This is a genomic window from Sphingobacterium sp. UME9 (genome assembly GCF_014170215.1).
In the GTDB taxonomy this organism is placed as follows: Bacteria; Bacteroidota; Bacteroidia; order Sphingobacteriales; family Sphingobacteriaceae; genus Sphingobacterium; species Sphingobacterium paramultivorum.
In genome coordinates this window covers 391,001-402,916 of the sequence record NZ_LZZP01000009.1, presented here as the reverse complement: position 1 = coordinate 402,916, position 11,916 = coordinate 391,001, and the positions used below count along the sequence as shown (strand labels likewise).

At 38.5% G+C, this 11,916-nt stretch carries 7 protein-coding genes; 2 read left to right on the top strand and 5 right to left on the bottom strand.

What is annotated here, in order from left to right:
* Positions 1 to 104: 104 nt before the first annotated feature.
* On the top strand, positions 105 to 980 hold the full coding sequence (locus tag A9970_RS14930) for a glycerophosphodiester phosphodiesterase family protein (RefSeq protein WP_182982859.1): 876 nt from the start codon (positions 105 to 107) through the stop codon (positions 978 to 980).
* Between the two features lie 10 nt (positions 981 to 990).
* Here the strand turns inward: A9970_RS14930 and A9970_RS14925 are convergent, their stop codons facing one another.
* From A9970_RS14925 to A9970_RS14915, 3 genes are all read right to left on the bottom strand, one after another.
* On the bottom strand, positions 991 to 1,416 hold the full coding sequence (locus tag A9970_RS14925; RefSeq protein WP_153847922.1) for a tol-pal system YbgF family protein: 426 nt from the start codon (positions 1,414 to 1,416) through the stop codon (positions 991 to 993).
* Positions 1,417 to 1,516: 100 nt separating this feature from the next.
* Positions 1,517 to 2,956 carry a SusD/RagB family nutrient-binding outer membrane lipoprotein gene (locus A9970_RS14920; RefSeq protein ID WP_182982858.1) on the bottom strand — a complete coding sequence of 480 codons (1,440 nt, stop codon included), beginning with the start codon at positions 2,954 to 2,956 and terminating at the stop codon, positions 1,517 to 1,519.
* Positions 2,957 to 3,094: 138 nt separating this feature from the next.
* A complete protein-coding gene (locus A9970_RS14915; protein WP_182982857.1) occupies positions 3,095 to 6,214 on the bottom strand; it encodes a SusC/RagA family TonB-linked outer membrane protein in 3,120 nt (1,039 codons plus the stop codon).
* Positions 6,215 to 6,828: 614 nt separating this feature from the next.
* Here A9970_RS14915 and A9970_RS14910 point away from each other — a divergent pair.
* The gene (locus A9970_RS14910; protein ID WP_409079951.1) at positions 6,829 to 7,251 is read left to right on the top strand and encodes a hypothetical protein; all 423 of its coding nucleotides are present in this window, start codon (positions 6,829 to 6,831) and stop codon (positions 7,249 to 7,251) included.
* A 48-nt stretch (positions 7,252 to 7,299) separates the two neighbouring features.
* Here A9970_RS14910 and A9970_RS14905 read toward each other — a convergent pair whose 3' ends face one another.
* A complete protein-coding gene (locus A9970_RS14905; RefSeq protein ID WP_182982855.1) occupies positions 7,300 to 9,987 on the bottom strand; it encodes a carboxypeptidase-like regulatory domain-containing protein in 2,688 nt (895 codons plus the stop codon).
* Positions 9,988 to 10,281: 294 nt separating this feature from the next.
* Positions 10,282 to 11,811 carry a sulfatase gene (locus A9970_RS14900; RefSeq protein ID WP_182982854.1) on the bottom strand — a complete coding sequence of 510 codons (1,530 nt, stop codon included), beginning with the start codon at positions 11,809 to 11,811 and terminating at the stop codon, positions 10,282 to 10,284.
* Between the last annotated feature and the right edge of the window lie 105 nt (positions 11,812 to 11,916).

Genomic DNA, 11,916 nt, shown 5'->3' with positions numbered 1-11,916 from the left:
TATGAATTGAATGTTTTGTTAACGATTTATTGATCTTGGTTGATTAATTTAGGCTGTTATTTTTTGTGGCTCAAGCTTATATATTTGAACGTAATTATAAATTAATGAGTAGAACATTTTTCGCTTTTTTTCTTTTTGTTTCGTCGTACTCAGTAGTCGTCGGACAAAAAATCCATTCACTTGAGTTTGCTTCTCCAAAGGCGATGCGTGATTATTTTACCTATGCTAAAGATAAAAAAATTGTAAGTGGTCATCGGGGAACGATGGAGGCTGGACTTCCTGAAAATTCGATTGCGGCATTTGAAGCCGTATTACGAAAGACACCGGCCATTTTTGAAATAGATCCGCGTTATACCAAGGATAGTGTTGCTATTTTGATGCACGATGCGATATTGGAGCGAACAACAAATGGAAAAGGAAAAGTATCTGACTATACTTGGGATGAATTGCGTAAGCTGAAATTAAAGGATCAGGCTGGAAATATTACCCGGTATGGTATTAACACACTTGAAGAAGTCATTCAATGGGCAAAAGGTAAAACCATTCTGAACTTAGATAAGAAAGACTTGCCTTTGGCGGCTACAGCAGCAGTTCTCAAAAAATACAATGCCTATAGTTGGGTGTGGGTTACGGTACATAATACCGAACAGGCAGCGTTTTATTTGGCGCAGAATCCAGAACAGTATATGTCCATGCATATCAAAGATCAGGCTGCATTGGAAAAATTTAAATCCTCTGGATTACCCTACGACCGTATGATTGTCTATATTGGGCCAGAACTGAGAGATTCCAATCTGAAGATGTATCAATTCTTCAACAACAAAGGCGTGATGTGCATGATTTCAGCTGCGTCTACCTACGATAAGCTGAAGACAAAGGCAGAACGCGCCGAAAAGTATAGGGCCATATTTGCGGAAGGAGCCTCCATTCTTGAGTCCGATCTCCCTATGGAAGTTGGTGAACTAATCGGTTCGTTTTGACGGATTATTATCAATCCAAATCGATATTGTCATCTAAAAATTTAAGATACTTAGGCGATTCGTCTTCGAAAATGTCTCTTCCTTCCATCATATAGGCGCGGAGAAGATATTCCTGGGCAGACTCGCTATTATTGTCTTCCAAATAGCACTGTCCTAAGCGCAGCATGATAAAAGGGTTTTCGTAGGCATTTTCGATAATGTTCTGTTTTGCCTTTTCAAAATGGGTGAGGGCATTGCCAAAATCGTCCAGTAAGAAAAAGGCATCTCCTATGGAAGCTTCGAGCCAAAGACTTTCCGCATGAACATGTTGTGGACTAGGAACTAGATCAAGTGCTTCGGTCCACACCCGGATCGCCGCCTGATAGTTGCCTTCATCACATTGGATGTTTCCTTCTTCGCTAAGTTGGTCTATTCTGTCTAATGTTTGATCGTCCATAACATTTTATTCTTTAGAGTGCTATATGAAGATAAGAAATCTACAGAAAAAAGCGGAAAAATAACTTCTTCCGCTTTTTTAAAATTGTTTTAACCTACATTTATTCTACATCAAACCACAATTTAGTGAGTAAAGTATTGCTGCCCTGACGTGCGATTGCTTCCTTATAGCTCGTTCCGTTGAGTGATTGTTCGGTTCCGGGATACAGAAACCGCAAAGGAATTTTGCCGTTTAAAGCCCCGGCCTTCGCAGGCGTTAATTGCGGATAATCTAACCGACGCCATTCTGCAAAGGCTTCTAAGCCCTGTCCGTACAAGGCAATCCACTTTTGTTCCCCAATGGATTTTTTGTAGCGGTTGGAATCGAACTTAATGGCTGTCTGGCTGAGGTAGCTAACGATTTGGTCATTGCCAATGTTGTATTGTTCCAAAGAAGCACGGATTGCCTTTTGGTAATAATCTGCTGCATCACCTGTGATAAATCCTCTGCTCACTGCTTCGGACAAACCAAAAAGTGTTTCCGAAAAGCTTAAGATTACTGCTGGAGCATGTGGATCTCTAAAATAGATACCCGGTCTTGAAGTGCGAGCGAAGCCTAAGTTACTAGCGTCACTTGCTGTTAAACCATTTGGTACTCCGATATATTTTTCTGGCGTTGAGGTAGTGGTCGTATCGGCATAAATACCCAAACGCGGATCGTTGAGTGAACGTAGTTTGTCGACAATTGTCTTACTGACTCTATAGTCCTCCCGTGCTTCAAACGATGCACTGACCGGATTGCGATAGGGTGCGTCGCGGTAGATAAGCTGTGCATTGTCTGCATTTGAGGTCAAATATCCACTTCCCTCTGCGGCAATCTCCTGTAATGTTGTTTTGGAGAGATTTGGTAATCGATCTGCGATACGTAAAGCAATGCGTAGACGAAGTGCATTTGTAAAACGCTTCCATTGCGCGATGCTACCATTATAAATAATGTCTCCTTCAATATTTTTTCCACTCGGATTTAATAAAGCCTGAGCACTTTTCAGATCGTTTAATAAGCCTGTGTATACTTTCTCTTGCGTATCGTAATGCGGTGTAAGATAGACGTCAATGTTTCCAGCTTCTGTATAAGGTATTTCACCGTAAGCGTCTGTGAGTAACGAAAATACCCAAGATTGTAGGACGATTGCCACCCCCTTATAGTTGTCATTTCCTGTGTTTTCCGCCAGTTTTTGAATGATTTTCAATTGACTTATGCTTTTCGAATACCAAGTGGACCAACCCTCGTTAAAATCATTATTTGTAAAGATGTAACGGTCGGGATCAGTATATTGTATTCTCGCCCAATGTTGAACAAATAAAAGGCTAGACGCGAGGTTGTTACTTATACCCCAATAGCTATCTGTTGTCGTCTTAATTGTACTGGTTAGCAGGTAGGCAGGCTGAGGAGTTTCCGCTTCATTCTGATTTTGGTTTACTTTTGCCAACTCGTCTTTACAGGACGTCGTTAGACCTAGTAAGAGAAAAAGTCCTGCTATATGTTTGCTATTTATTTTCATTTTCTAATCGTTATTTGTTTATCAATTATCTGTTATCAACTGTGCTTGTGCTCATATTTGCTTTGTTGATGTTGATTGCCAGTTATTTGTATAAATTCGTAAGTTTTGTTCTACTTTTAATTCGATTGTTCCATTTTCTTAAAACTTCAGGTTCAAATTGAAACCAAAGCTTCTCGTAGTGGGCAATTGCAAACTTTCCAAACCTTGGGCATTTCCTGTATTAAAAGCTGTTTCCGGATCAATATTGGGGGCATTCTTATGAATAATCCACAAATTACGACCTACTAAAGAGAAAGATGCTCCCTGAAAACCAATTTTGGAAATCCAGCGATTAGGTAATTGGTAGCCTAATTTTACTTCGCGTAATTTGACATAAGACGCATCGAATACATTTGCTTCATTGGTTCTGTATAATGTTTTATAATATTGTTGTGCCGAAACAACTTTTGTGTTTTCTGAGCCATCTGCATTAACACCATCTGCAATAATACCGTCATCGTATGTTATACCGTTCACGGTATAGCTTAAGCCACCATGTTCAGCATCTCTTCCAGGAAGGGTAGAGGCTAATACCCCTGTGCCTGTACCTGTGGCATTCGTGCCAGAATACAGTTTTCCACCATGTTTGATGTCGATCAAAAAGCTCAGATCAAAATCTTTGTAACGGAATTGATTGGTAATTCCTCCTAACCAGTTCGGTGTAAATTTTCCAAAATAATGGTTGACAGGGTCAGTAGCAGGTGTCCCATCTGCATTGACAATAATACGTCCAGCTTCATTTCTTAAAAATCCGGTTCCGTAGAGAGTTCCATAAGGTTTTCCAACTGCAGCCAAAACCTGTACCGTTCCCGAAGAACCGATCGTATAGCTTTGTAGTAACCCAGCATCGTCTAATTCTACCACTTTACTTTTATTTGTAGCAAAATTTACATTGATGTCCCATTGAAAATCCTGTTTCTTTATCGGGGTAACTCCAAGTTGAATTTCCAACCCTTTATTGTTGATTTTTCCGGCGTTGACTAGTTGTTTTTTGTAACCAGTTGAAGGGCTCACATCGACGCTTAGGATTTGATTGATACTATTGATATTATATAAACTTAGATCCAAACGTACCCGACTTTTGAGGAATGCCAACTCGGTACCTAATTCAGTAGAGGTTGTTGTTTCCGGTTTTAAATCTGGATTTTTCTTGATGTCATTGACTGATAATTGTGGACTATTTCCGTAAGGAGCACTAAAAAGATAAGAATCGATCAAGTTGAACGGATCGGTATCTTTACCTACTTTAGACCATCCTCCACGTAATTTCCAAAAAGAGAGTACATTGCTTTGAATGGAGAAAGCATCTGTCAGTACGATACTTGCATTTGCTGATGGGTAGAAATAAGATAGATTGTCAACAGGTAGGGTTGAAGACCAATCATTACGTGCCGTCAAATTCAAAAAGGCATAATTTTTATAACCCAATTGCGCGGAAGAAAAAATGCTGTAGGCTTTCAACGGACTATATTCACCTGTTGAAATCAAAGCATCTCTCGAGTTTGCCAGTGTATATACATCTGGCACTGCCAAACGCGGTGCCTTCTGGTTATTCCTTTGTCGGGACTGGCTTCGTATGTTTCCGCCCCCTAGGATATCCAATGTGAAGTCATTGGAAAGGGGACGGTTATAATTCAGCGTAAACTCTGTGTTATTTTCATTTACTGTGTATGCGTCCTCTTCGTAAGATCCATACGGCGTACCATTCGTGCCATATGCGATCCTAATTTTGCGACGATCCGTATAATAATCGTTACCCGTACGGAAGTTTGCCGTCAAATACTTATTGATTTTATAGTTTAAACCAATATTGCCAAAAATGCGGTCGCGTTGCTGCTGAACCGTATTCTCTTCCGCAATGAAATAAGGGTTGCTATAATAACTATTGTTCCAATTGACTAGATTGCCGTTAGCATCTCGATAATTTTTTAGACGCGAAACATCCACTTGTCTTCCAAACCACGTAAATTGTAACATGTAACCATTAGAACGGAAACCACCTACACCAGGTAAATTACCAGAATTCGTACGCACATAGTTTGCATTGGCAGTAAGCGTTAGATCTTCTGTGATTTTATAACGGGTATTGATATTGAAATTATTTTTTTCAATGGAAGAATTGGGAATAATCCCCGTTTGATTGCTGTTATTATAGGAGAAACGATAATCAATCTTCTCAGTCGCATCGGCAATTGAAATGCCATTATTTAAGGTTCTTCCCGTACCAAAGAAACTCCTGACGTTATCCGGGTGTGCTACGAATGGCACGGCTTCACCATTGGAATAAAACTGAGGAATCAGTCTGCCGTCCATCTTTGGACCCCAGCTTTCGTCCACACCATCATTGATACCCCCGCCCTTGCCATCTACATAGCTGAATTTTCCATCGGCACCCTGTCCAAAAACATTTTGATAATCGGGTAAAACGGCGAGTCGTTCGATTGTATTATTTGAATTGATGTTTATTCCAAGTCCTTTGCGTTTTTTTCCAGATTTTGTCGTAATCAAAATTACCCCGGCAGCAGCCCTTGAACCATATAATGCAGCAGCATTGGGCCCCTTTAGTACACTGATCGATTCAATATCTTCACTGTTGATGTCTGAGATTGCATTGGCATAATCCCGATTACCGCTCGTACCCAACTGGGAATTATCAACGGGGGTTCCGTCGATCACAAATAGTGGCTGATTATTTCCTGCAATTGATGTTTCTCCACGGATAATAATCCGGGAAGACCCCATATTACCTTGACTATTTGTGACTTGAACACCTGCAACCTTTCCAGCAAGTGAGTTGACTAAATTACTTTCTTTTGCTTCGGAAAGATCCTTTCCTTTCAGCTCCTGAATAGAATATCCCAATGTCTTTTTTTCTTTCGAGATATTCAATGCCGTCACAACAACTTCGTCCAGTTGAGAAGTCGTTGGCAGAAGTTGAACCGTGGTGAAACCTGTGGTATTGGTTTGAACAGTCTTAGTTTCAAAGCCAATATATTGAATGCTGATGTTAAGTGAGCTTCCGGTCGAAGGGAACTCAAATAGTCCATTTGCATCTGTTTGAACCTGTTTTTTACTGTTTGTTTCGGTAACTGTAGCCCCTTGAATAGGATTGTTATTGTTGTCGACTACCTTTCCTTTTATAGTGGTTTGTGCGTATAGTGCGCCAGTACTAAGACAAAGCGCGGCCATTACGACAAAATTTATGTTGTTTTTTGCCATACTAATTATAATAGTGAGTTTATTGTTTGAATTGGGTTATAGGAGATATTTGAAATTTACCTGTAAAAACATCCCCTTAGGACATTCGTTTTTTAAGGATATTATCTGTATGTTGTTTCATGTGTTAAAAAATGTTAATGCAAATATATAAAATCTACCTGATAACTATACTTTGTTTTTATGTTTTTTGTAATTTTTGAGTCAGAATGATGAGATGCCATCGTTATAGGAAAGGAGTAGCTGAGTTATCAAGTTTTTTTTCCGGAACGCCTTCTTGTGTTATTTGCAATATGTTGCCTATCAGTATATTGATTGATAGGTGCGAATCGTAAACAACAACGCACGGATTGTAAATCCTCGTATTTTCGAATAAGAAAGGGCAATGTTCTTGTGTCTCCATGATAGTAAATTAAAACGTTAACACGATGATTATTTTTGGCACAAGAACAAAAGTTTTAGCTAATAAATCGCAATCGGCAATCGGAAACTGCGATTATTGTGGCACAGTTCAATCCCTTTTTGCATACAGGCAAATTAAATATTTCCATGTTTTTTGGATACCCATATTTCCCTATAGTTCGGAGGTCATTACCATTTGCAATCATTGCAAAAAGTTGAGTTACCAACGTGAAATCAACCCACAAACACTTCATGCCATATCTTCGGGAGCTATCCGTAAAACACCTTTTGGATATTTTGCGGGCTTAGTTCTGATTGGGCTTTTTGTATCTGCTATTGTTATAGCAGGAATTTACGGTGCAAAAAAGAAGGAAAAATACCTGAAAGATCCAAAGGTTGGTGATGTGTATGAGGTTTCCTATACAAAAGATGGAAAAACGATGCGTACGCTTTATCGTATCGCCAATTTAACGACCGACTCTGTCACCTTTGACCTAAACGATTATGAAGCGGATAGCCGAAAGGGTCTACGCAAATTGCGCGAGCAACATGCAGATAGCTATTCTGAAAAGCAACGTTTATCACGTACTGAACTTGAAGAAATGAAAAGTAAGATATCGAATATTGAAAGATTGTAATGATCATTTTTATTGTTGTTATAAACAAGGTTCAGCTCTTTACCTGATCTATTTCTTTGTTTTGATAATATTAAATTTATGGATGTAGCCCAACATAAAATATTGTTTCAATGTAAGTGAATTCCCAAAATATGTTACGTTTCCTTGACTGCCCCAATAATTTTGGGTATTCTGATTCAATATGTCAAAACCGGTCAGTTTTAGCTGTGAATTATTTTTAAAGGTATAATAGACTGACGCATTTAGGATATGGTAGTTTTTTCTGCCGCTTAATCCACTGGCCCGGTTATCTAAGGAGTATGTTGATTCCAGCGAAAATCCGTGGATCGGATTAATATTCAATCCTGCACCAATTTTACGGGTTGAATAAGTTGATTCAATAAAGTCGGTGTTATCTTTTACCGAATTTATGTTCTTGTTCCAAGAATAGGTATACTGTGGTGATATCGTCACTAGGTTTTTCCATGTCGCGGAAAATTGTTGGCTGGCATTGATCCCTATATTGGTTCCTTTATTATCAACATCATTGATGGAACTATAATTTTCATAGGTATAGAAATTGTTGTTTTGCGATAGATAGAATGACCAATTTTTACTGGCTTTTAGGTTGTATCTCAGGTAAGTATAGGCACTATAGTTATATTTTGAGCCAGCGAGAAACATCTGGGTGGTCATTTGTCCTGTATTGTTGTTTCGCCAGCTACGGGATCCGATGCTGTTATTGACATAATTGATATTTCCATTTACATTAAACTGCAATTTCGAGGTATACTTATAGTATGATATACTGACATTCTGTTTTTCGATATTGTTGAATATAAAGGATGTCTTTCGTGTATATAACGGATTTAAATCCAAGACGAGCTGCTGAATTCCATAAAGCTCGGGGGACTCGAGATCTTTATACCAGCCGAGGTTTAGATCTTTATAACGGATATTAATATTGGGCAACCAGTAGCCTAAAGATGATTTCTCGACAGAGTTGATTTTAAGTAAATCAAAATGATTTGCCTTTACTTGATAGGCTGTTCCAAATTTTACGTTAAAATCTTTGGTCGGTCTCCAGTAAAATATAATACCCGTAATATAATCCTGGTATTTGTAACGATAGCTATTTTCATAAGGAGCTGCATGCATCTCTCCAGTGCTATCGCGGTTGATATATACACTTTCCTGTGGCCCTTGGCGGTTAGTAACATAGGTGAAGTAGTAGTCAAAGTTTAGTTTTTTAATTATTTTATTATAATAGGCTGCACTGAAATATAGGTTGTTGGAATTATTTTGTGTTCGGTTTTTATACCATAAACTAGTCCGCGGCTTAGCTGTGTCATATATATAGGTGTTTTGGAAGGAGGTATCGGTTTTTTCATTTGTATTGATGGAAATCGTATTTCTAAAAGATACGATGTGGTTTTTATTGAGTTGTTTTTCGATATAGAATCCATGTGAATAGTTCAGCGTATTTTCCTTATTTCCGCCCGTACCTGTTGCGTCATTTAGTTTTTTGAGATCCGTATAGGAACGGTTCATTCCGAAGGTTGAATTGTTTTTTGAATTGATACCCAAATTCGGTGTAAATTCAAAATAGGCTGTTGTATCCATGCGATGTCGGAGGAGGGTTTTGAGATTATGCCCTACAGATTTCTCCTGTTGCTGGTAATCGGATGCTGAATATTGTTTTTCCTGATCGTATAAAGAGATTTGATTGCCGGTATTTTGATTTTCAGCTTTATTATATTTCAGCATGTACATGATGTTCAGCTTGGTCTTCTTTCCCCAGTCATTGTTGAGATTAAAGCCCAAGCCAATATCGTTGGCTTTACCCGAATAGTTCCTACCTCCAAAATTATCAAATCCATAGTTTTCGGCACGTCCAAGTCCAGCTTCTTGGTTCAATTCATTGTAATCAAAACTCTGGCGGTTAATGTTATTTCCAAAACCGAGGAAACTCAGCTGTAGTGTGTCCTTAAATGTATTGAATAAACCACCGGCCTCATACCTGCTCCTTGTACCTGCACTACCATAAAGTTTACCAAAACTGGCCTTGAGAAAATCTTTCTTAAATTTTAGGTTAATCGTAATCGGCAGTTTATCTTCGTCTTCGTTATCTTTTTTTGTTTCGCCCTTATCACGGTACACCTGTACTGTTTTGATAAGAGAAGCATCCAAATTTCGTGTGGCAATACGTACGTCACTCGAAAAGAAATCCTTGTCGTTTACTTTTACTTTTGAAACCTCTTTCCCTTGATAGTAAATAGAGCCATCCATATTAACCTGAAGACCAGGTAGTTCTTTGAGCAATTCCTCTACGTTGGCGTTTGGACGAGTTTTGAAGAAGTTGGTGTTATATTCTAACGTATCTTTATTCATCCGTACGGGGGGAACAATATTGATGACTACTTCATCGAGGCTTTTCGAGTCGAGCTTTAAGTGAGCGAAATCATAATTTTCTCCGTTAGGTATAGTAAATTCCTTACGAAAAGGATTTGCATTGACATGTGAAATAAAAAGCGTTAATGCGGTCCCTGTGGGAATTTTAACAAATTCAAATTTACCTTTTGTGTCAGTAAGGAGGTAGGAAACTACGGAAGAGTCTTTTGAATTGAGAATCGTTACAGTTGCTTTTTCTAATGGTTCCGCATTTTGAGAAAATACAGTCCCAAGAACTTTGCCCTTCGATTGACCTAGAACTATATTTGTGATGAGTAATAAAATTAAAAATAAGTAAATTTTCATAAAATTAAGTACGCATATCTTGGCTATATTGGTGATTAAAATGATTTTATGTAAACCATTTTAATACTATATTAAAGAAATGAAAATTATACTATAAATGAAAATTTATTTATAAGACAATCGATTGCGGATTCTATTTATTACAATTTTTTTAAGATTATGTGTCTGCAAAACAACCTATTTACAATGAGCCTATTGGACTTAACTATATAGGCAGCATTTCAATAAACATCTTGAAGAAACGTATAGCAATAAAAAAAGGCATCCAATAGATCGGATACCCTGATGGCATAATTAGTCGATGTTGATTTTGTAAATAGCTTCTGCTTCTTTGTCATCAAATTGGCGCATTTGTGTGATCAGTTTCTTTTTCATCAGTTTGACGACGCTTTGATAGGCAGGATCTTTGTAGACATTATGGAGTTCATTGGGGTCCTTTTGAAGGTCAAAGAGTTCCCAATTTTCGATTCGTTTATAATAGCGGATCAATTTATAACGGTCATCACGAACACCAAAATGGGGGCTCACGGCATGTTCTCCATTTTCAAAATAATGATAGAAAAGATCTTTTCGATGTTCCTCTTTGTTATTTTTCAGGACATGTACAAAAGATTCACCTTGCATGTCTTTCGGTTTTTTGATAGCAGCTAACTCCAATAACGTGGGAGCGATATCAGCGTTGACAATTTTAGCGTTTATGGTTGAGTTTGCGCGTAATAGGGCTGGGTACCGCATGACCATTGGGGTACGAAAAGATTCCTCATACATCCAACGTTTGTCGAACCAACCATGCTCACCCATATAAAAACCTTGGTCTGAAAGATAGATTACAATTGTATTTTCACCGAGTGATTTTTGATCCAGATAATCTAGTACTTTTCCTATATTGCGGTCCATAGATTGGGCAGTATTGAGATAATCAATCATATAACGTCTGAACTTCCATTCTGCAAGTTGCTTGCCCGTCAAATTACCTTGCTTTAGTTGTTCATAAATGGGCCGGTAATAGGCGATATAGCTATCCTTTTGAGCTTGGTCCATCCGCTTGAAGTTACCGTCGGCCATCATGTCTTCCAACGAATTGAACATTTTGAGATCGTAGCCCATTTTCATGTCCTTGTCAATGGACATTTCCTGCAATGCTGCTGCCGACCTACTTTGGTAATTGTCGTAGAAAGTAGCGGGTAAGGTGAAATTTACAGTATCGTAGGTGCCGAAGTCCTTTGGATCTGGCATCCAGGTACGGTGTGTGGCTTTATGACCGATGACTAGACAAAATGGCTTATCAGCGTCTACCGTATCGAGCCAATCAATAGCTTTTTCGGTTACGATATCAGATACATACCCTTGAGTGCGTTTGCGACCCTCTTTGCTGATAAAATCTGGATTAAAATAGGTTCCCTGCCCAACAAGAATGTCATAATAGTTGAAACCCTGCAGTTTGTCTCCTAAGTGAATTTTACCCACCCAAGCGGTATTGTAACCTACGTTTTGGAGCTGTTTCACAAAAAGATCCTGACTAAAGTCGAATTCAGAAGTTTCATTGTCTTTGAATCCATTTTTATGGCTGTATTTACCCGTTAATAATGTCGCTCTGGATGGCCCGCAGATGGAATTGTTGACGAAGGCATTTTTAAATAGCGCACCCTGAGCAGCGATGCGGTCTATTTGTGGTGTTTTCCCATATTTCGAACCATAGGCACCAATTGCTTGATAGGCATGATCATCGGAAATAATGATGATGATATTAGGCTTTTTTTGTGCAGAAGCATTTTTATAGAGAAGTGTTGCGATTACGGCAAATAAAAAGATCCTGAGTTTCATTGTGTTTTTGGTTTAAATTGAATGTATCAAGCTTTTTTCAGCTATGCTATTTGAAAATAGTGTAAATTTCACGATGGTGATAACGCTGACTAAGATAATGATTAT

Coding starts and splice junctions, on each gene's coding strand:
- A9970_RS14930 (WP_182982859.1), top strand. CDS start 105: ATGAGTAGAACATTTTTCGCTTTTTTTCTTTTTGTTTCGTCGTACTCA.
- A9970_RS14925 (WP_153847922.1), bottom strand. CDS start 1,416: ATGGACGATCAAACATTAGACAGAATAGACCAACTTAGCGAAGAAGGA.
- A9970_RS14920 (WP_182982858.1), bottom strand. CDS start 2,956: ATGAAAATAAATAGCAAACATATAGCAGGACTTTTTCTCTTACTAGGT.
- A9970_RS14915 (WP_182982857.1), bottom strand. CDS start 6,214: ATGGCAAAAAACAACATAAATTTTGTCGTAATGGCCGCGCTTTGTCTT.
- A9970_RS14905 (WP_182982855.1), bottom strand. CDS start 9,987: ATGAAAATTTACTTATTTTTAATTTTATTACTCATCACAAATATAGTT.
- A9970_RS14900 (WP_182982854.1), bottom strand. CDS start 11,811: ATGAAACTCAGGATCTTTTTATTTGCCGTAATCGCAACACTTCTCTAT.